Origin of the sequence: Pseudoramibacter alactolyticus ATCC 23263 (assembly GCF_000185505.1) — a bacterium.
Lineage (GTDB): Bacteria > Bacillota > Clostridia > Eubacteriales > Eubacteriaceae > Pseudoramibacter > Pseudoramibacter alactolyticus.
In genome coordinates, this window is record NZ_GL622359.1 from 85,465 (window position 1) to 106,527 (window position 21,063).

Below are 21,063 nucleotides of genomic sequence, written 5' to 3' on the forward strand. Positions count from 1 at the left end.
GGGGGGAGCATATCATTTTTTGGTGGGAGGCTTTTTGAAATACAATTTTAATTTCACCCGGCGGCGTTTCTTTTTTTGCGCGCTTATCGCCATGGCGAGCCCAAAGAAAAAATAGTTTAATTATTTGTGGTATAATAAAAATGAATTAAACTTCATTTTTAAATTCAAGAAAGGGGTTTGGGTGAATGTTTGACTGTTTATTGAAGCAATATAAGAAGGACGTATTGAATACCAAGGCGAAATTCAATATTGGGAAAGTTTTGAAGCTTAATAAAAAAGTGCGCTTTATTTTGATGGCTATCATGATAGCTGTTGGGATGGTTTTATTTGTTGAACATCAGGGAGATAAATATTTAAGTTTGTTTGCATTAGTTTTTGTTGGTATTTGTAGTTTTTTGTTATTTAACCAAATGAAGTCAGAAGAACCGATTATTTTTAGAAGAGATTAATAAACCGACAATAAAGACTCGGATGGAGAAGAGGATAGAATTGCTGCAAAAATTTAACATCAATGTCAGAAACGAGAGAAAACTTAACCAACTTATTGAACGGGCTGAACGAGCTGAAAAAGAGCAAGACCAAAAAGGGTTATTATGGACCTTTGGAAGTGTAGTAACTGTGATTTTCACTGCATTTTTACCGGAATTTTTTAAAGAGTCTGGTTGGCAAACATCAATAGACATAGCCATTAAGTCAATCCTTGTTTACGCGATGGTTTTATTTTTTGTTGGAGTCCTACGCGATCTCTTTTTTTCTTCAAAAAAGCGTATTTTGGATTCTTTTATCAGCGATGTTGAAGATATCAAGTTATTTCCCAATAAAGCCTGCTCGATAATAAAGGATGAAGAGAAAAGAATAAAGCGAAAAAGAAAGCATCAAGGCAAAAAAATCATAAAAGTATTGAAGTCAAGATTCGCTGGGAACACCGCATCTGAACGGTGCGAACCGGACGGGCCATGCGTCCCTGAATACGAAATCAACGTGCGAAAAAGAAGGGGCCGGAACGATTGGAGATCAACAGGCGGTTGGGCATAAAGAAACCGCAGAGCGAAAATAAGCGTTAAAAACGGCGCGCTTCTTATTTTTCAAAAAAATCAGGGACGCGTTTTTTTGGGCTTTTGCGCGGGCCGCCGGGGTAAAGCAATTTTCGGGGAAAAGCCTGCGCAAATAAACGGGGCTGAGGGCATAATCCGTTTGGACGAAGGCGGCGCGGGATGATTGAACGCGCTTTTAAAAGGTCAGGGGTTCGCGATCAGGGGCGTGTTGTGTTATAATCGAATGCATAAAACACGCGATTGTGCGCAATTTTGCCAGGAAGGATTTTGATGAAAGGGATTATTCTCGCCGGCGGCGCCGGCACAAGGCTATACCCGCTCACTACGGTGACGAGCAAGCAGCTGCTCCCGGTTTACGACAAACCGATGATTTATTATCCGCTGTCCACCCTGATGCTCGCCGGCATCCGGGATATTTTGATTATCAGCACGCCGGAGGACACCCCGCGCTTCGAGGCCCTCCTCGGCGACGGCAGTCCGTTTGGCATTCGTCTGTCGTACGTTGTTCAGCCCTCGCCGGACGGCCTGGCCCAGGCGTTTTTGCTGGGCGAGGATTTTATCGCCGGCGACGCCTGTGCCATGGTGCTGGGAGACAATATTTTTTACGGCAACGGGTTCGGCCGCTTGCTGCGCTCGGCGGCGGGAAACGCAGAGGCCGGCCGGGCGACGGTTCTCGGCTACTATGTGAACGATCCGGAGCGCTTCGGCATCGTGGCCTTTGACGCCGGGGGCAGGGCCGTGAGCATCGAGGAAAAACCGGCGCGTCCCAAAAGCAACTACGCGGTGACGGGGCTTTATTTTTATCCGGCGGGCGTCAGCGAAAAGGCGCACGCCGTCACGCCGTCGGCCCGGGGCGAGCTCGAAATCACCAGCCTTAACGCCATGTATTTAGATGCGGGCATCCTGGATGTCAAGCGGCTGGGGCGGGGTTACGCCTGGCTGGATACCGGCACGATGGACAGCCTGCTCACGGCGGCGGATTTTGTCCGCACCATCGAAAAGCGCCAGGGCATCACCATCTCCGCGCCGGAGGAAATCGGCTATATCAACGGCTGGGTAAGCCGGGACGCGCTGATGGCGGCGGCGGCGCGCTACGGAAAAAGCCCCTATGGCCAGTATCTTAAAACAGTGGCAGAAGGGAAGGTCATTTACTGATATGAAACGCATCGAAACAAGCATACCGGGCGTCTGCGTGGTGACGCCCAAAGTTTTTGGCGACCGCCGCGGCTATTTTATGGAAACTTATTCGACGGCGGCGTTTGCGGCCATCGGCATCGACAACATTTTCGTGCAGGACAACCGCTCTTACACGGCAAAAAAGGGCACTCTCCGGGGCATTCACTTCCAGAACGCGCCCATGGCCCAGGCCAAGCTCGTCAGTGTGGTGCGGGGCACGGTGATGGATGTGGCCGTGGATCTGCGCGCCGGCAGCCCGACCTACCGCCAGTGGGTGGGCGCCGAACTTTCGGCAGAGAACAAGCGCATGCTTTTTATCCCCCGGGGGTTTGGGCACGGCTTTGTGACGCTGACGGACGATGTCGAATTTGCCTACAAGGTGGACAATCTCTATAGTCCTGAGCATGACCGCGGCATCCGCTTTAACGATCCGGCCATCGGGGTGGACTGGGGCATCGCCGATCCGATTCTTTCGGAGAAAGATATGACCTCGCCGCTTTTGGCCGACAGCGACTGCAATTTTGTTTATGAGGAGGCCCGCGCATGAGCACCGTGATCATCACCGGCGGGGCCGGCTTTATCGGCGGCAACTGCGTGCACTATTGGCTGGCCGAACATCCGGAGGACCGGGTGATCTGCCTGGACAAGCTGACCTATGCCGGCAACCTGAGCACCCTGGCTTCCGTGATGGACAATCCCCGTTTTCGTTTTGTGCGCGGGGACATCTGCGACCGCCAGGCGGTGGCGGCGCTTTTCGAAGAAGAACATCCGGACATCGTCATCAATTTTGCGGCGGAGTCCCATGTGGACCGCAGCATCGAGGATCCGGAAATTTTTCTGCGCACCAACATCATCGGCACCTCGGTGCTGATGGACGCCTGCCGGGCCCACGGCATCGGGCGCTACCACCAGGTGAGCACCGACGAGGTTTACGGCGATCTGCCCCTGGACCGGCCGGATCTTTTCTTCACGGAGGACACGCCGATCCACACCAGCTCGCCCTACAGCGCTTCCAAAGCCAGCGCGGACCTTTTGGTGCTGGCCTATCACCGGACTTACGGCCTGCCGGTGAGCATCAGCCGCTGCAGCAATAACTACGGGCCCTATCATTTTCCGGAAAAGCTGATTCCGCTGATGATTGCCAATGCGCTGGCGGATAAGCCGCTGCCGGTTTACGGCGAAGGGGAGAACGTGCGGGACTGGCTTTATGTGGCGGATCACTGCGCGGCCATCGACCGCATCGTGCACGACGGCCGCGTCGGCGAGGTGTATAACGTCGGCGGTCACAACGAGATGCGCAACATCGATATCGTGCGCCTGATCTGCCAAAAGCTGGGCAAACCCGAGAGCCTGATCACTCACGTGGCAGACCGCAAGGGCCACGACCGGCGTTATGCCATCGATCCGACGAAAATCCACAGCGAGCTGGGCTGGCTGCCGGCCACGTCCTTTGCGGAGGGCATTGAAAAGACCATTGACTGGTATCTGACCCACCGCGACTGGTGGGAGGCGATTTTAAACGGCGAATACCGGGATTATTACGCCAAAATGTACGGCGGCCGGGAAAAACTTTAGGAGGCATCATGCGATTTTTAGTAACCGGGGTCGGCGGTCAGTTAGGCGCCGACGTGATGGCAGAACTTGCCGCCCGCGGCTTTGACGCGGTGGGGACGGATCTCGCGCCGGCAAACGAGGCCTATGACGATTACCGCCCGCTGGATATCACCGACGAAGCGGCGGTGGCGCGGATGATCCGGGAAGCGGCGCCGGACGTGGTGGTGCACTGCGCGGCGTGGACGGCGGTGGATGCCGCCGAGGATCCGGAAAATATCCCGAAGGTCACGGCGGTGAATGCGGACGGCACGCGAGCCATCGCGAAGGCCTGCGCGGCAAAAGGCTGCAAGCTGATTTATCTCTCGACGGATTATGTGTTTGACGGCAAAGGCAGCGCGCCCTGGCAGCCGGACAACACCGATTATGCGCCGCTCAATGTGTACGGGCGCACCAAACTGGCCGGGGAAGCGGCCGTGCGCGCCCTGGTGGACAGGCATTTTATCGTGCGCATCGCCTGGGTGTTCGGGCAAAACGGCAGCAACTTCATCAAGACCATGCTTGCGGTCGGCCGGACCCACGACAGCGTGCGGGTGGTGAACGACCAGATCGGCACGCCGACCTACACCGCCGACCTCGCCAGACTGCTGGTGGATATGGCCGAAACGGAAAAATACGGCACCTATCACGCGACCAACGAAGGCGGCTATATCTCCTGGTGCGATTTTGCCAAAGAGATTTATCGCCAGGCGGGCTATGCCACCGAGGTGATCCCGGTGACGACGGCGGAATACGGGGCATCGGCGGCGGCGCGCCCCTTCAACAGCCGGCTGGATAAATCGAAGCTCATACAAAACGGCTTTATCCCCCTGCCGGACTGGCGGGATGCCCTGAGCCGTTACCTGCAGGCGCTTAACGTGAAGCCTTGATGGCGCCGGCATCGCCAAATCGAATAGAATGCAGAACCTCCCGATTTTGGATCAGGAGGTTTTTGATTGCCTGTTTTTAAAAGCGAAGGTTGTCGACGGGCAAATGATGTAAAAACGGACGCGCTCTGTCTCTGAAACGCATGAAATCTTAAAACCCGGACGGTGAATTTAAAAAAAATTAAAAAAATTTTCACATGGCGTTTGGTGCGGCAAAGAGTGAAAAATTGAGCATTTTAAAATTTTTATAAAATCATTCCAATTTGGACGGAATTGGAAAAAATGAGCAAAACAGCGGTTTTATTCTAAACAGCGAAAATCTATTTAAACCGGCAGCGGGGGGCAAGACGTATCTCCTGTATGAAAACAAATACAAAATAAATTCAGAATAAAGAAGAGGAAGGCATTTACTATCCGAATGGATAGTTTACTTTTAATTGAATATTAAGTAATATGACTAAGAATACTTGTTTCGGCGGGAAAAGCGATTGAAGAATCGCTGAGCTTAAGAAGGAAAAACGGTTATGAAGCGAATCGAACAGAAGCCCGTTCACGGCGGGCGGACCCTCGATGAAAAATACTTGCCGCCCCGGGCGGCCCTTCATAAATTGGACCAGGCCAGGAAACAAAAACAAACGGTTTATCTCCACGGGGTGATGGGCACGGGCAAAACGTCTTTGATTACTTATTTTTTAAAGGACAGTGCTTTCGTCTATTATTCGGCGATTCGCACCGAAGCGGCGGATCTGACGGCGGAGGCGGGCACGTTTTCGCCCTTTGCTGTGGTGATCGACGATCTGGAAGTGCTTGCCGAAGACCGCCGAGAAGCCTTTTATCTCGCAGTGGAACGGCTCATCCGGCAAAAAGATGTGTGGCTTGTGCTCATTTCACGGTCGATGATGCCCCGGTGGCTTGCCCCCCTTTATGTTTATTATCCCTTTGCGGAGATCGGCGAAAAGGATCTGGTTTTTTCGGAAGAGAAACAGCGGGAATATCTGGCGCGGGAGGGGATCAAAATATCCTCGAGCGAAAACGCGCATCTGCGGGCGCTCACCATGGGCAATCCTTTGGCGCTGCGGATGGCCGCCAGGATCATCCTGGAAAGTGTGGCCGAAAACGGCGGCGCCGAACGTGGAAAACTGATCAGCCAGACGATGATCGACCGTTTGGAAGACGCCTTTGGCGAGCTGATAGCGCATTGGGCGTGCCGGTGGTGGCCGGATGCATTGATGGTTTTTTTGATGAAATTATCGGTGGTGGCCGATTTTACTCTGCCGATGGCGCAGGTCATTACCGGGAGCGATCAAGCGGGGACCTATTTGCTGGAATGCCAGGAATACGGCGGATTCATTTGCACTTTTCGCCGGTATCGCGAAATGCGCTATCAGATTTATGAACCCCTTCGGCAGTATTTGGAAAAACAGCTGAAGCTGAAAAACACGGCGAAGGCCGTTGCGGCGGTTTATCAGCGGGCCAGTTTGGCTTACGAACGGGCCGGCGATCTGATTAAAGCCGTCGAGATGGCTGAGAAAAGCGGTGACGGAGAGCGCAGGCTGCAGCTGCTGATCGCGAGCGCGGCGGCCTCGGTGTGGCTGCGTCATTTTTGGCAGCTGCGCCGGTATTATTTGGCGCTGCCGGCTGAGGTTATTCGCGGGAATGCGGCGCTGATGACCGCCATGAGCGTGATCGAGGCCCTGTCTTTTCACGACGAGGCCAGTGAAGCATGGTATCAGGCGCTGCTGACAGCAGCGCAGACGGCTTCGCCCGGCGAGCGGCAGTTGGCCCGGGAGCGCATCATCTTTTTGGATGTGGTGCTGCCGACCCACAGCAGCGCTCAGGTGATCCACCAGCTTTTGAAATGGGAAAATATCACGAAGATCACCGATTCGCCCGGCGGAAAAAACGTGATGGATCGGATTTCGCTTTGCGGCGAAACCCCTTCCATTATGAACGGGCTTCGGGATTTTTGCGATTGGATCCGGGAAAACCGGCGGAACGCCGAGCTGGTATCGACGGATATCGACTGGCTCTTCGGACGGTTTGGCAAGAGCGTTTGGCTATTGGTCACGGCAGAATTTCAATTTGAGCGCGGCGAGAGCAGCCAACAGACAACCATGGCCACTCAGCGGGGGCTGATGCTGGCCGACGCGGAGAATAAACTCGCCTATGTGTTTGTGGCGGTAACGCTGCTGGCTCAGCAGTACATGTTCGATCATGCGGCGGACGAAGCATTGGATATGTTGGAAGGCCTGCTGGAACGCACGATGGACGAAGCGCCGGAGCTGACAGCCAATGTGGAAGCGGTGGCCGTGCGGGTGATGCTTTACCAAGGGCGGGATCCGAGGATTGCCGACTGGTTGAACCGGGAAAATAACAACGAAACGGCCTTTAACAGCCTGGATGCTTTTTATTATTTGGCAAAGGTGCGGGTTTATCTCGCCTGGGGACGGGTGAAGAAGGCCCAGAGTCTGCTGCAGCGGCTTTTGGTTTTTGCCCGGCGCCGAAACCGCGTTTATCTGGGGATCGAGGTGACGGTGCTCATGGCCATCACTTTGTATCGTCTGGGGGAATCCGCTTGGAAAACCCTGCTGCAGGACGCGATCACCGAGGCGGAGGATTATTATCTGGTGCGCATTCTGGTCCGGGAGGGGCCGGTGCTCACGCCGCTGTTTCACAAAGGGCGCTTTCTTTGGCACGATGCCGGTTTTAAAAAGCAGGTGTTGGCGGAGAGTCGGCGCATGGCGGAACTGTATCCCGATTATCTGAAGGCCAGGGGCGAATCGCCTGTGAACCTGCCGGAAATGGCGCTGACCATTTTAAAATATCAGGCCGAAGGGCTGACGGCCAAAGAAATCGGCGAGGCGGTGGGCCTTTCCGAGGCCGGGGTGAAATACTACAACAAGGAAACCTATCGCAAATTGGGCGTTCACAGTAAAACCGAGGCGGTAATGGCCGCTAGAAGCCGCAAACTGATTTGAGGCGGACGGCAACGCGGAAGGGAAAGGAGTAATCATGGAAAGGATGAAGAGAAGGCGGTGGCTCTGGCTGGGTGTGTTGATCGCGCTGCTGGGCCTGGCCGCGCTGCTGCCCAGCGGGGTACTCGCGGCGGAGAACACGGCAACCCCGCCGAAATTTGAAAAGAAATTAGAGCCCAACGGCGACGGAACCTATAAACTCTCACTGAGCGTGACGGGCACAGCCAGTTCCACCTCGGAAAGCAGCAAAGCCGACGTGGTGATTGTATTTGATATTTCCAATAGCATGGATGAGGAGACCAATACCTATGTCGAATATGCAACGGGCAGATATGGTTCGGTGAGCAGCGACGCGCCGACAGGATCATCGACACGGCGAAGACTTTATAGAAGGTCGACGAATAATTGGGGATACTATCAATATACTGAAATAACAAATGATACAACGTCGGGAACGGTTTATTACCTGGGAGATAACTATCAATATCATGAATATACGGGGAAGCGTTATTCTCAAAAAACCCGCTTAGACGTTGCCAAGTCGGCCACCAATACGATGATCGATCAGCTGCTGGCCAATAACGCGACCAATCCCGGAAGCGTGCGGATTTCGCTGGTATCCTTTGACACGTTTGCAAGTGATGCGACGGCGTGGTCGACAAGCAGTGAAAATCTTCACTCAATAGTGAACGGTTATAAAACGCCCCAAAGCAGTCATCTTGGCGGGCATCGTGGCGGCACCAACTGGGAAGACGCGCTGCAAAAAGCCGACGGCACACAACCGAGAGCAGACGCTCAAAAACACGTGATTTTTGTTTCTGACGGCAATCCCACATTTAGAATTTCGTCTATAAACGGCAATCCGGACGACCAATATAATGATGTCCATGGACATGGGGATGACGATTACTATCATTCGCATCCCAATTATAACTACGATGCCGCAAAAGACGATGCTAAGAAAATTGTCGACGGCGGCGCCGCTTTTTATACCGTTGGAACCTTTGGCGATGCGGCGCGGATGCAAAACCTGGCGACCGAGGCCGGGGCCTCAGACAATTATTACAAGGCGGACGATGAAGCCGCATTGAAGGCGGCCTTTAAAAATATTGTGGCATCCATTACCCACAGCATGGGCTATAAAAATGTGACGCTGAAAGATGGACTGACTAGCCTGACTTCCAGCGCATTCGTCCATGGAAAGCCCGGGGATTTTAAATATACGAAAAACGGGGCCGCATGGACGCCGCCGGATGCGCAAAAGGCCAGGGTTAACGGCAACCAGGTCACTTGGGATCTCGGGGATATGGAACTGGAAGACGGTGTGACCTATACGCTCTCCTTCACGGTTTGGCCCAGTCAGGAAGCCTATGACCTGGTGGCGGATCTGAACAATGGGGTTAAGACCTACGACAGTCTGAGCGCTGACGAAAAGTCGCAAATCGTCAAGGACGGAGATCGTTATTCATTAAAAACCAATACCGACACCGGCAACGGCATCACCTTCACCCAGATTGAAACGCGGACGACCAATGTGCTGCCGAAGGGCGCTACGCCAAATCCGGACGGAAGCTATTCCCACGACGGCTTTACCTATAAAAAGAATGCGGATGGCACCTGGACTGGCACGAAGCAAGCCAATGGCAGCGGGAATTTTACCAATCCCAAGCCGGTCCCGCTGACGGGAACGAAGATCAAGGTTAAAAAAATTTGGACGGATAATCTCGATCCGGACAGGCCCGAATCGATTAAGCTCACGCTTTATCGGGATAAGGGGCAGGCGACGCAGACCGCCACGCCGATTGAACTGAAGAATAGCAATTCCTGGGAAAAAGAAATTTCGATCGCGCCGGGACTTCAGACCGATGCGGACGGTGTGCTGGAAGCCGGCCATGATTACATCATCGAGGAAGCAAGCACCGGGAGCAAATATGAATTCAATTCGCCGACTTATCATCCGATGCTGAATAATTCTGCGACAGCGATGATCGATAAAAATAATCACAATGCGCCACTGACGGAGCTTAAAGCCACGAATATCCGAAGGGGCCGCATCGAGATCACCAAGAAAGTCTTGCCGGAAGGAACGGAGATCCCGGACGGCACGCGGTTTAAATTCAAGCTGACGCTGACAAAGCCCGGCGGCGGTACGGATACGAACGCCTATGCCTATACGGTTCGAGACAAGGACGGCCATCCGGTCAGCGGGGCGGGCGGCACTGTCACAAGCGGCGGCACTATCGTGCTGGAGGCCGGCCAGACGGCCAGTATTCCCAATCTTCCCAGCGGCACCAAATACACAGTTGAAGAAACGGACCTGCCGGACAGCTACGAGCATGCGGCTTCTGATGAAACCTATGAACATTGGATCGGCACGGCGCCGAACATGACAAAGAAAGACGATGACAATGGGCATGTGGTGGAAGGCAATACCGCATCCAGAGTCACGTTTACCAATCATGCTAAATCCTTCGCGCTGATTCTTCGAAAACTTGTCGACGGAAATATGGGAGACAAAAATAAAAAATTTAAATTCACGCTGAATTTGACAAAGGCTCTGGCAGAAACGCCGAGCGGCTGGACGCCGTCGGGTGATTCGATGAAAGTGTTTACCGCTGAGTTGAAAAACGGCGATGCATTATCGCTGACGCTGCCCTATGGCGCGACCTATACGATCACCGAGGATACGGCGGCGCCGGATGGCTACACCACCCAGTATGCGATCACGGCGTCGGGAACGGAACCGGGATTGGCAGATTATAAACAGGATTTAACAACGGGCAAACAAACGCTGAAGCGGGGTGTATGGATTACTTTCCGGAACAAGCGCGAAGTGATTCCCGCATCCGGTTTGAAAAAGCATCCCCTGCCGGCGGTGCTGGCTTTGGTCAGCGGCGCTGGACTCGGGGCAGCCCTGCATTTCCGGCGGCGCCGGAACGCGGCCTGAAGCAGAAGGCCTGCGATGAAACCCCATGCGCCGCCATAGCGCGCGGCGGAAGATAGTCCCGGCGGCAAAAGAGAGAACCTGTTTATCAGGAAAAGGAGTAATATGATGAAACAAGCAATGGCAATCATGAAAAAATCGCGCGTGCTCGCAATGCTCGCATTGGCTTTGGTCCTCGCGGCCTTTACCGCCATTCCCGCATGGGCAGCAGATGCAATTACCAGTCAGAAAGTGCCGGTTAAAATCACGGCGGATGACAATGTTCCCGTGAATGCAACGATCGCGTTTAATGTGCAAAACGGAGCGGCAGGAACATTTGACGGTCAGCCGACGATTGCCGGGGTAACCGGCGGTGTCGCCGTGGCCGATGTCGCTCTGACGGGCAAGGGAACGCAATCCAAGGATGCGGCAATGACTTTTGATGCCTCCAAATTTTCGGCGCCGGGCATTTATCATTACACCATTGCCCAGAAGGATCCCGGGATTGACGGCCTGACAGTCGATACGGCGGCAAGAAATCTTTATATTTATGTTGAAAATGATACGAGCGGCATGAAGGTCGTTGCGGCGGTGTATTACAAGAGCCATTCGACGACCAAAAACGAAAGCTTTGAAAATACCTACAACACGAATAATTTGAAAATCGAGAAAAAAGTGACCGGGTCGCAGGGGGATAAAAAGAAAGATTTTAATTTTGAAGTGACCGTGAATGGCGCCGCCGGAGAAACCTATACGCTGATTAAGAGCGGTGACAGTGGAAGTCCCGTCGTGTTGACGAGCGGCACGAAATACACATTTACCTTGAAACATGACGAAAATGTTGTGATTTACGGCCTGTCGGCAAACGACAAAGTGACATATAAAGAAACCGACGAGAACCAGAATGGCTATACGACAACCTATTCGCAGGCGAGCCATGAAAATGTGTCGTTCACTGAAGATGTGGCGGGGACGGTCACCAATGATCGCGACGTCATACCGCCTACCGGCATCTTTTACAACCCGATCACCTATATCGTGCTGATCGCGGCGGCAGCGCTCTTTGGCTTTGTGATGCTGCGCAGAAGAAGTGTCCGCGAAGATGATTAACATCGGCGGGGCGGAAGCGGCCGGGGTTTCCCGGTCCATTCCTTCCCGCAGCAGGATGGATCCGAAGGAGGTTTGACATGAGGATTAAAAAGCTGATCGGCTGTGCCTGGCTGTTGCCACTCATTCTGGCGGCGGCGCTGGCACTGCCGGCGCCGGCCCGGGCGGCCGTGATCGAAGGCGTCCGGCCCGATCCGCTGAATATCTCCGTTGCCACCAAGACGCTCAAGGGTTCCAAAGCGGCGCCAACGGACCAGAAATACCGGGTGACGGTGAGGCCGCAGCAATCGGCCTATCCGGTGAATCGAAGTTTTACCTTTACGGATGCGGGCATCCAGGCGCTTGCCTGGCCGATTTATGACGCGCCGGGCACCTATCGCTATACCGCGGCGATGCAGCCGGAGAAGACAGCCAGGCACTTCACCTATGACACCCGAATCTATACCATAACGGTGTTTGTGCGCAATGCCGAAAGCGGCAGCCGGCTTGAGGCGCTTATCGTGCTGGACGATAACGATCCGACCACGGCCGGCAAGCCCACGGCGCTCATTTTTGAAAACACCTATTATCTGAAGGCATCGGAGCCGGTCGTTCCGGTGACGCCGATGGGGAAAAAGGTGAGAACCGGCGACAGCAGCCGGGCGGCGATTTATCTGGCGGTCTTTTTGGGCGCGATGGCACTCTGGTTTGCCGTCAGGCAAAGGCGCAGGGAATCCGGCGGATGGAAGGCCGGTGACCACCGATGACGGAAGACGTTCGGACGCTGGCAGATATTGCGGCGCGGATCGATGGGCTCAAGTTCAAAAAGAAATGGTTCGGCGGCGTGGATGAGCGCGACGTCTGGAAGCAGCTCGAAGCGTTGAACCGTCAATACGAACAGGTTTTTGAAATTCAGCGCAGCGGCTATGAGGCGCTTTTAAAAGAGCGGGAAGCCTTGATCCGCAAACTGAAGCAGGCAAAAAAAGCATGAGTGCAAAACATCCAAAAATCTCCCAGACACCGGCAGAGGCCATTGCCAAGAGAAAAAGAGAATACAACCAGCGGGAAGAAGTGATGACTTTTGTCAAGCGGTTGTTTTGGCTGGCGGCAATGCTCCTGCTGATCTTTGGTTTGATTTTCGGCGTGGTGCCGATGCCCGATAACGCCATGCGCCCCGGTATTTCTGCCGGGGATTTGCTGTTTTATTTCAGGCGCAACGCCGGCTATAACGACGGCGATGTGGTGGTCTGGCGCAAAGGCGGGAAAACCCGGACGGGCCGCATTGTGGCCCGGGGCGGCGATACGGTGGACATCGGCGATGACGGACATTTGGCAATTAACGGTAACCGTAAAATCGAGACCGATATTGTTTATCAAACCACGCGCTATGGCGACCGTGTGACCTATCCGCTGACCCTAAAGGCCGGTCAGTTTTTTGTGCTCGGCGATTATCGCATCGGCGCGAAGGACAGCCGCTACGACGGGCCGATTTCGCAAAAAGCCATCGCCGGCCGGGTGATTTTGGTTATGCGCGGGTCGGACCTATAGCTAAGCCGTGAATATTGGCCGGAAAGGAGCGCGCGATGAACAGACTGGCAGCATTGGCAAAAATGGGCAATAAAGCGATCTCTGTCATCTCGGGGGTGCTGATTCTCGCGATGATGGCCTACGGCGGCTATTCGCTTTGGCAGATGAACGCTGTGTTCCGCGCCGCATCGCCGGTGAATGCCGGCAGCGGCGGCAGGACCATCGGCTTTGCCGAATTGCAGAAACGCAATCCCGATGTGCGCGGGTGGATCACCGTGAAGGGCACGCATATTGATTATCCCGTCGCTCAGGGCCGGGACGATCTGGAATATGTGAATAAAAACGTCCTCGGCGATTTTGAACTTTCCGGAGCGATCTTTCTCGCCGCGGACAATGACCGTGATTTTAAAGATGCCTATAACCTCACCTATGGCCATCATATGGCCCAGGGCAAGATGTACGGCGATCTGCCGAGGTTCACCGGCGAAAAGTTTTTCGCGCGCCACAAGAAGGGCATGCTTTATACCACCGGGCAGTGCTACCGGCTGCACATTTTTGCCGTGGTGGATACCAACGCCTATGACCGCAGCTATTACAATGTGGCCGATAAAAAAATCATGGCGAGCCTGCCGGCTTTTGTGCAAAAAATATCGGGGGATGCGCTGCACTTCAGATCGGCCGGCCTTAAAGCCGATCGGCAGATCATTGCGCTTTCGACCTGTCAGGATGCGAAGACCGACGGGCGAACCATTGTCTTTGCCAAGATGATCCCGGTGAAGGACAATGCAAAGGCGCAGAGCGCGCTTGCCCGGAAACGGGTGCGGGTATCGGATTAAATCCCCGGAAGTCCGAAGCCCGAAACACAGAAGATGGCGGTAAGCTTTAAAATGGATCGCCGCGGAAGGTTATTAAAATCGGCGGCCTGAGTCGAATGAGCAGCAGCCGGGTCTCCGGCAAAACGGCGGATGCGAAAGCATGTGCCGTTTTTTATATGGAGTGTGAAGAACCATCGCCGCTGCGGCCGATGATTTGGATTGAAGGTTGAAGATGGAAGGGCTTAAGCCTCTTTATAGAAAATTTAAGTGTCCGCCTTTATAATAACAAAATAAGTTAAATAGTGAAACAATCGGATGGCAAGGCTCTGCCGGCGACCGATGGAGGAAGGGCAAAATGGACACGCGATTAATCGAAAATGAATACCTGCAAGCGGAAATTTCGGATGTCGGCGCGGAGCCGGTGTTCCTTTGGGACAAGGGCGCCCGGCGCAATGTGCTTTGGCGCGGCGACGATCATTTCTGGGGGCGGCACGCGCCGGTGCTGTTTCCCAATGTGGGGCGCCATTTCGGGGATGTCTTTCGCCACAAAGGCCAGGTGTATTCTCTCAGTCAGCACGGCTTTGCCAGGGATCGCGTCTTTACCTGCGTGGCCGAGCAGCCGAACAGCCTTTCGCTGCAGCTGGTCTCGGACGATGCAACCCGGGAAAATTATCCCTTTCCCTTTGTGCTGACGGTGACCCATCAGGCGGTGGGTCACCAGTTGGTGACCATCTGGCAGGTGCGCAACACCGGGAACGAGCCGATGTATTTCACCATTGGCGGGCACCCGGCCTTTGTTCTTTTGAAGAACGACCTGGCGATGGACCATTATTATCTGAAGATTGAAGGCAGCGGGGCTGGGGGGCTGACGGTTGTCCGCATCGATCCAAAAGCTGGCAATCCGCTGCCGGGCGTCACAGAGGACTGGGCGCTGACCGATGGCCGCCTGCCGCTGACCGACGCGCTTTTCGAGGCGGACGCCATCATTTTGGACAACCATCAGATCGACCGGATCAGCCTGGTGCATAACAGCGGCGATCGCCTGGTGACTGTGGATGCGGGCGGCTTCCCCAATTTCGGCATCTGGTCGAAGCCCGGGGCGCCTTTTGTGTGCCTGGAGCCGTGGGTCGGCCGCACCGATGACGCCGGATTCACCGGCGAGCTTTCGGAAAAGCCCGGCATCATCACGCTGGACGCGGGAGAAACCTTTGAAGCCCGCTATGCCATCGAGCTTTAAAATATTAAAACCAACCCATCAAACGCCGAGGAATCGGCGTTTTTTGACGGTCCGTTGATCGAGAGGCAGCGCCGCAGAATGCAATCGAAAGGAAACCCAATCAAGCATGGGCGAGCGCATTCCCGGCCGCTCAAAATTGTCTGAAGATATCGCCGGCCAATGCGGCCAATATGGTAGTGACCGTCGACGAGGCGGGCATTGCCGCGCTCTATCGATCGGCATTGTAAAGCTTTATGGCGCATCGGATAAGAGAACCGGGGCCTTCCGGTTCTTTTGCGCGCGGCGGCCGGCCATTTGAAAGAAGATGGCTGCCAATGGTATAATATTCCTAACTAAAAAAGTTGAAGGACCGGCACTGAGTCGGCGCTTCAAGAGATCAGGAGGAAAGCGATGAGAAATCAATCGGGCAAAGATATTGCCATTGGCTTTGTAACCGGGCGCAGGGGTTTTCGAAAATTGTTAACGACCTATGCCTTTCGATGGCGGACCATTGTGGCGGAGAACAACTTGAGTATTCACCTTATCGTCGCCTATGATCTGGATTATAACCACACAAAAATCGAAGATTATGTGGCGCTGCGACAGGACGTGCGGGCGGTGTTTGCGAGCGTCAGCTTCATTGGGCCGGAGCGGATTCGCCGGATGGTTAAAACCGTTGCCGACGCGGGGATCCTGCCGGCAGATCAGGCGGCGCGGCTTTTTGAAAAGGGTTATGCCGGTAAGCGCAACAGCGTTTTGTTCGAAGCGATCCGCCGCAAAATGGACGCGCTAATTTTTCTCGACGACGACGAATATCCGCTGGCGGTGACCCATGAAAACCGCACGGCATTGTGGAGCGGACAGGATGTATTCAGCGAGCATGTTTTAGCTCTGGGCGGGCAGGACGTGACCAACGGCTATCGCTGCGGCTACATTTCGCCAATTCCCCATCTGGATTTTGACGCGACTTTAAGCGAGGGCGATTTTAAAACCTTTATTGAGGCGGTCAGCAACGAGGCCTTCGATTGGGACGGCCTGAAAAAGATCATGGCTGCCGGCGGCGTGACCTACGCCGATGTGACGGTTTTAAAACGGCACCAAGTCCGGCCGCTGTCACCGGGATCGGGAGACGGCCTGCCGCTGTCCGGATCAAACCTTGGGATCAATCTGCGCCGGCCAGAACGGATTCCGCCCTTTTTTAATCCGCCGGGGGCTCGGGGCGAGGACACGTTCTTCGCTTTGGCATTGGAGCATCGGCAGGTGGCTCGGGTGCCGGTTTATACCTTCCACGATGGCTTTATGCAGTATCCGCACTTGCTGAGCGGCGTGCTGCCGCTGCATCTTAAGCGCATTGAGGCCGCGGATGCCGGTGTGGCCGAGCGGTTTTACCGGGCCTGTCTGGGCTGGATTCGTTACAAGCCGCTGTATCAATGGCTGACATCCAAGGCGCGTCAGGCGGACTTTTCGGCGGCCGCGAAGCTGACCGGCGAGCAGCTGCGGGCAACGTTATCGAAGATCGCCGCCTATTTTCATGTGCCGGCGTTTATGCGTTTGGAAGAAGAATACGAAAAATTCAGGCGTCATGTGTATCAGGATGCGCAGATGTTTCAAATCAACCGGCAAAACTGGCAAAGACTGATCGGCGCGTTATAAACCGGATGGGAGCGGCGCAAAATCACAAGGTGCGTCGGTTCCAAGGCGATATGAGGCGAGCGGCATCAGCACAATAAAAAAAGTCCCGGGCGGAGTTTCGGAGGCAGCGTTTAATTTGAGGCGAGCCGGCAGTCAAAAACGCCCCGCACAGCGGAGCGTTTTTTGTTTGCGCTCAAGGGAGCACCACCACCTTGCCGAAACTGTGACGGCCTTCCAGATAGCGGTGGGCATCGCTCACATGGTCGAGGTCAAATACCTTGACCGGCGCCGCGTCGACGTCGTGAGTTTCGATAAAGGCGAGCAGGGCGTTCATTCGGTCGGCGCGCACGTTCCCGGAATAAAAGCTCGTGAGATAGCCGCCCTCCGGCAGGTCCATGATCGGGTCGAAGCCATCCATAAACCATTGGCCGCCTAGCTGCCCGGTAGAGCAAATGATGCCGCCGGGCATTGTGTGGGCGCAGGTATCCTTGAGGCTGGCCGGGCCGATGAGCTCCAGCACGCGGTCGAAGGTCCGATCCGTTTGCAGGGCGCCGCCGCAATCGGCAATGACCGTGTCAAAGCCGGCGGCGGCAAGGGCGTCGCGCTTGGCTTCGGGGCGGCGGCAGCTGCCGGCAAGGGACATTTTCGGATAGGCGGCATGGACGAGCCCGGCGAAGGCGATGCCGACGCCGCTGGTTGCCCCGCGCACCAGCACGTGCTCATCCCCGGTCAAGTGCAGATTCTGCAGCGAGCCAAAAGCGGTATAAAAAGTCTCGGGAATGGCGGCGAGGGTGGGCCAGGGCAAATCGGACGCGACGGGGATGATCTGCGCGTTGGGGAGCAGGCAGTATTCGGCATAGCTGCCGTCGAAAGCCCGGCCCATCTCGCCCATGATGGACACGACGCGCCGGCCGACGGGCAGGTGCGTTGTGTCAGAACTTTCAGCGACGGTGCCGACGCATTCGATGCCGAGGATGCGCGGGAACGCGACGCCGGGGGAGAGCCCCTGCCGGGTGAAAATTTCCGAATGGTTGACGCCGAAGCCCCGGACGCGCACCAAAGACCAGCCCGGCCGCACTTTGGGGATGGGAACCTCCTGAACCTTCAGAACGTTCGGGGCGCCGGGATGATGGACAACGGCGGCTTTCATCATTTCATTCATTCCGGACGGCTCCTTTCGTTTCGGGGGGATCAGCCGATTCAAATTGCGGGGTCACGCGCTTTTCGAGGGCGCGCAGGGCAGCGCCTACTGCTGCGGCAACCACAAAACACAGCAGCGTTGCACCGATCAGCTTGTAAAGATTCATCGCGCGCAGCCCCTGAAAGAGCAAAGTGCCGAGTCCGCCGGCATCGACGGTCGCGGCGATGGTGGCGATGCCGATGGTGGAAATCACAGCGAGGCGGATGCCCGCGACGATGGCCGGCATGGCCAGGGGCAGCTGCACCCGGATGAGCACCTGAAAGGGCGTCATGCCCATGCCGGTGGCCGCTTCGGTAATGGCCGGGTTGATGCCCTCGAGGCCGGCGATAATATTGCGCAGCAGAAGAAACTGATTATAAACCGTCAGCACCAGAACGGCGGTGGGCATGCCCAGGCCGGTGATGGGGATCAGGATGGCGAAAAGCGCCAGCGAGGGAATGGCGTAAACCGCGCCGAAGATCTGGATCACGATGGCGGAAAGCCTGCGGTTTCGCCAGATGAGCAGGGTGAGCGCGGCGGCGAGCACGAGAGAGGAGATCAGGGTGATTCCGGTGATGGCCAGATGGGCGAGCAGCCCCTTGACAAACCCGTCGGCGTGACGGGCCCAATAAATGAACATGGCTCTCATAGCACAGCCTCGCAGGCGGCGCCGCTGCTCCTCAGCAGGGCGCGCACAAAATCGGTGGCCGGATGGGCTTGGATGGCCGCGGGGGTATCGAACTGCTCGATTCGCCCCCGGTCCATGATGAGCACCCGGCTGCCCAGCTTGAAGGCCTCGCGGATATCGTGGGTCACGAAGAGAAAGGTCTTTTGCGATGCGCGGTGGATGGCGAGAAGACTGTCCTGTAGGCTTTCGCGATTGATGGCGTCGATGGCGCCGAAGGGCTCATCCAAAAGCATGATGGCCGGATCGGCCGCGAGGGCCCGGGCCAGGCCGACCCGCTGCTGCTGCCCGCCGGAAAGCTGTCTTGGGTAGCGGCCGCGAAATTCGTCGGGGTCGAGGTTCACGAGGGTGAGCAGCGCGTCGACGCGTGTCCGGATGCGCGCCGCATCCCAGCCGAGGATGGTCGGTACGGTGGCGATGTTTTTGGCGACGCTCTGATGGGGGAAGAGCCCCACCTGCTGAATCACATAGCCGATGCGCTGGCGCAGCGCGACGGGATCCTCATTGGCGATGGCTTTGCCATCCAGCAGAATCCGGCCGCTGTCCGGCTCGATCAGCCGGTTGATGAGCCGGATCAGGGTGGTCTTGCCGCAGCCCGAGGTGCCGAGGATGGTGATCAGCTCGCCGGCTTCAATCACGAAGCTGATACGGTCGAGGGCGGGCGCGGCCGCGCTGGGGAAGGTTTTGGTGATGGCTTGAAAGGCAACTGCTGTGGCCATGGGGCTCCTTTCTGAAAAATCAAAAGCGGGCGGGCTACTTCAAATCGTCCGCGATGCTGTCGTAAAAATCTTTGGCGACGTCTTCGGCGTCTTCCTTGTCCACGTCCACCTTGGCGTTGAGCTTGGTGAGGGCGGCAGTGGTCAGATGCTTTGAGACGGCGTTGAGGGTCTTTGCGATGTCCGGATGGGCCTTGAGCACGGAGCCGCGCACCACCGGTGCGACGTTGTAGGGCGGCCAGAAATGCTTGTCGTCGGTGAGAAGGGTCAGCTTTTTATTGGTCAGCTGGCCCTCGGTGGTGTAGCACGGCGTTACATCAGCCTGTCCTTTGAGCAGCACCTGATATTTGAGGGCGTTGTCGTAAATCTTCGAGGACCGCCAGTGAAAGGCGCCGTAGGTCTTGGTGAGACCGGGCAGACCGTCGGAGCGCTCGTCAAATTCACCCTGGGAGGCGAAGCGCAGCTGGGCAGCGTGCTTTTGCAGGTCCGAAATGGTTTTGATATGGTATTTTTTGGCGGCCGACGTGGTGATGGCAAGCCCCTGGGAGTCGGTGGCCTTGGCGTAATCCAGCCATTCGATGTTCCATTTCTTTTTGTAGACTGTTTTCACGGTGGCATAAACCTTTTGCGGATCGGTTTGAAGCGGGCGCTTTAAAACCGAGAGCAACGCCGTCCCGGTGTAGGCCGGGTAGAGATCGATGTCGTCGTGGACGAGGGTGGTGTGGATGGTCGAGCCCGAAATGTCGAAGCTGCGGTCGACCTTGTAGCCGGCGTCCTCCAGGGCGAGGGCGTAAATCTCGGCGATGATCTCGCTTTCGGTGAAGTTTTTCGAGCCGACTTTGATCGTGCCCTTGCTCTTGCCGCAGGCAGACAGCGCGAAGACGGTACAAAGGGCAACGGCGATGGTCACAGCGGCGAGCTTCAGGGATAGATGGTTTTTCATGGGGGATCCTTTCGGTTTTAAAATGCGGGGACGGTTAAAGGCGTTCGTATCGGCGGACCCGCCGGTCGATCAGAGTGAGCAGCGCCCCGGTGAGCAGTGAGAGCGCCGCGACGGACAGCCCTCCGATCCACAGCAGATCCTCGCGCATCAGCCCGAGCCCGGTGAAGATGAGCTCGCCCAGGCCGCCGGCACCGATATAAGCCGCCAATGTTGCCGAGGCAATCACTTCGGCGGCGGCGGTGCGGAAGCCGGCAAAGATCGTCGGGAAGGCCAGCGGCACCTTGATCTGCCAGAACAGCCTGCGTCCGGGCATGCCCATGCCGCAGGCGGCCTCGAGGATGTCGGCGGGCAGGGTCTGAAAGGCGAGCACCGTGTTGATGAGCATCGGCGGAATCGCCAGCAGGGTCAGCGCGGTCGCCGCTGGGAGGAGCCCGGTGCCCATGATGGGCACGAGCAAAAAAAGGATGGCCAGCGACGGCACGATGCGCAGCGCTCCCCAGAAGCCGACGGAGATTTTTTCCAGCCGGGGCAGGCGGCTGCACAGAGTGCCCAGGGGAACGGCGATAACCGCTGCGACGGCCAGCGACAAAAGGCTGATCAGCACGTGGCGGGCCACCATCTGCCAATACACCTGCAGATGGGTGGCAAAATAAAGGT

20 protein-coding genes are annotated in these 21,063 nt (G+C 55.9%); 15 read left to right on the plus strand and 5 right to left on the minus strand.

The genetic code is table 11. The features are described 5' to 3' along the window. Positions 1–224 precede the first annotated feature (224 nt). The 15 genes from HMPREF0721_RS00350 (at position 225) to HMPREF0721_RS00425 (ending at position 16,903) form a co-directional block, all read left to right on the plus strand. A complete protein-coding gene (locus HMPREF0721_RS00350; protein WP_156788663.1) occupies positions 225–449 on the plus strand; it encodes a hypothetical protein in 225 nt (74 codons plus the stop codon). Positions 450–489: 40 nt separating this feature from the next. After that, the gene (locus HMPREF0721_RS00355; RefSeq protein ID WP_156788664.1) at positions 490–1,035 is read left to right on the plus strand and encodes a hypothetical protein; all 546 of its coding nucleotides are present in this window, start codon (positions 490–492) and stop codon (positions 1,033–1,035) included. 290 nt (positions 1,036–1,325) lie between these two features. Continuing rightward, positions 1,326–2,210, plus strand: coding sequence for a glucose-1-phosphate thymidylyltransferase RfbA (gene rfbA, locus HMPREF0721_RS00360; protein WP_006597504.1), 885 nt, complete (start codon positions 1,326–1,328; stop codon positions 2,208–2,210). 1 nt (position 2,211) lies between these two features. Continuing rightward, positions 2,212–2,778 (plus strand): dTDP-4-dehydrorhamnose 3,5-epimerase, encoded by a 567-nt coding sequence (gene rfbC, locus HMPREF0721_RS00365; protein ID WP_006597505.1) that lies wholly within the window; start codon positions 2,212–2,214, stop codon positions 2,776–2,778. Then, the gene (rfbB, locus tag HMPREF0721_RS00370; RefSeq protein ID WP_006597506.1) at positions 2,775–3,806 is read left to right on the plus strand and encodes a dTDP-glucose 4,6-dehydratase; all 1,032 of its coding nucleotides are present in this window, start codon (positions 2,775–2,777) and stop codon (positions 3,804–3,806) included. Before rfbC ends, rfbB begins: the two co-directional genes overlap by 4 nt. Before the next feature lie 8 nt (positions 3,807–3,814). Then, positions 3,815–4,711, plus strand: a complete 897-nt coding sequence (gene rfbD, locus HMPREF0721_RS00375; protein WP_006597507.1) for a dTDP-4-dehydrorhamnose reductase — start codon at positions 3,815–3,817, stop codon at positions 4,709–4,711. Between the two features lie 521 nt (positions 4,712–5,232). After that, a complete protein-coding gene (locus tag HMPREF0721_RS00380) occupies positions 5,233–7,686 on the plus strand; it encodes a LuxR C-terminal-related transcriptional regulator (RefSeq protein ID WP_006597509.1) in 2,454 nt (817 codons plus the stop codon). A gap of 34 nt (positions 7,687–7,720) precedes the next feature. Next, positions 7,721–10,630 carry a DUF7601 domain-containing protein gene (locus HMPREF0721_RS00385; RefSeq protein ID WP_006597510.1) on the plus strand — a complete coding sequence of 970 codons (2,910 nt, stop codon included), beginning with the start codon at positions 7,721–7,723 and terminating at the stop codon, positions 10,628–10,630. Positions 10,631–10,735: 105 nt separating this feature from the next. Beyond that, positions 10,736–11,716 carry a DUF7601 domain-containing protein gene (locus HMPREF0721_RS00390; RefSeq protein WP_169310188.1) on the plus strand — a complete coding sequence of 327 codons (981 nt, stop codon included), beginning with the start codon at positions 10,736–10,738 and terminating at the stop codon, positions 11,714–11,716. Positions 11,717–11,793: 77 nt separating this feature from the next. Continuing rightward, positions 11,794–12,459 carry a Spy0128 family protein gene (locus tag HMPREF0721_RS00395; protein ID WP_006597512.1) on the plus strand — a complete coding sequence of 222 codons (666 nt, stop codon included), beginning with the start codon at positions 11,794–11,796 and terminating at the stop codon, positions 12,457–12,459. Continuing rightward, entirely contained in the window at positions 12,456–12,683 is a 228-nt protein-coding gene (locus HMPREF0721_RS00400; RefSeq protein ID WP_006597513.1) for a hypothetical protein, read from the plus strand. The genes HMPREF0721_RS00395 and HMPREF0721_RS00400 overlap by 4 nt, the downstream gene beginning before the upstream one ends. Next, positions 12,680–13,240: a signal peptidase I gene (gene lepB / locus HMPREF0721_RS00405; RefSeq protein ID WP_006597514.1), complete on the plus strand. Its 561-nt coding sequence runs from the start codon at positions 12,680–12,682 to the stop codon at positions 13,238–13,240. Before HMPREF0721_RS00400 ends, lepB begins: the two co-directional genes overlap by 4 nt. Positions 13,241–13,275: 35 nt before the next feature. Continuing rightward, the gene (gene srtB, locus HMPREF0721_RS00410; protein ID WP_006597515.1) at positions 13,276–14,055 is read left to right on the plus strand and encodes a class B sortase; all 780 of its coding nucleotides are present in this window, start codon (positions 13,276–13,278) and stop codon (positions 14,053–14,055) included. 334 nt (positions 14,056–14,389) lie between these two features. After that, positions 14,390–15,271, plus strand: a complete 882-nt coding sequence (locus HMPREF0721_RS00415) for an aldose 1-epimerase family protein (RefSeq protein WP_006597516.1) — start codon at positions 14,390–14,392, stop codon at positions 15,269–15,271. Positions 15,272–15,661: 390 nt separating this feature from the next. After that, a complete protein-coding gene (locus HMPREF0721_RS00425) occupies positions 15,662–16,903 on the plus strand; it encodes a hypothetical protein (RefSeq protein ID WP_006597518.1) in 1,242 nt (413 codons plus the stop codon). A gap of 172 nt (positions 16,904–17,075) precedes the next feature. On the opposite strand, the gene HMPREF0721_RS00430 is transcribed toward HMPREF0721_RS00425, so the two are convergent. From HMPREF0721_RS00430 to HMPREF0721_RS00450, 5 genes are read right to left on the minus strand one after another with little or no spacing between them, the layout of a single operon-like run. Next, positions 17,076–18,044, minus strand: coding sequence for a zinc-binding dehydrogenase (locus HMPREF0721_RS00430; protein ID WP_006597519.1), 969 nt, complete (start codon positions 18,042–18,044; stop codon positions 17,076–17,078). Continuing rightward, a complete protein-coding gene (locus HMPREF0721_RS00435) occupies positions 18,037–18,711 on the minus strand; it encodes an ABC transporter permease (protein WP_006597520.1) in 675 nt (224 codons plus the stop codon). Before HMPREF0721_RS00435 ends, HMPREF0721_RS00430 begins: the two co-directional genes overlap by 8 nt. Continuing rightward, entirely contained in the window at positions 18,708–19,466 is a 759-nt protein-coding gene (locus tag HMPREF0721_RS00440) for an ABC transporter ATP-binding protein (protein ID WP_006597521.1), read from the minus strand. Before HMPREF0721_RS00440 ends, HMPREF0721_RS00435 begins: the two co-directional genes overlap by 4 nt. A 34-nt stretch (positions 19,467–19,500) precedes the next feature. Next, complete coding sequence (locus HMPREF0721_RS00445; protein ID WP_006597522.1) at positions 19,501–20,406, minus strand: glycine betaine ABC transporter substrate-binding protein; 906 nt, start codon at positions 20,404–20,406, stop codon at positions 19,501–19,503. A 34-nt stretch (positions 20,407–20,440) separates the two neighbouring features. Next, positions 20,441–21,025 (minus strand): ABC transporter permease, encoded by a 585-nt coding sequence (locus tag HMPREF0721_RS00450; protein WP_006597523.1) that lies wholly within the window; start codon positions 21,023–21,025, stop codon positions 20,441–20,443. Between the last annotated feature and the right edge of the window lie 38 nt (positions 21,026–21,063).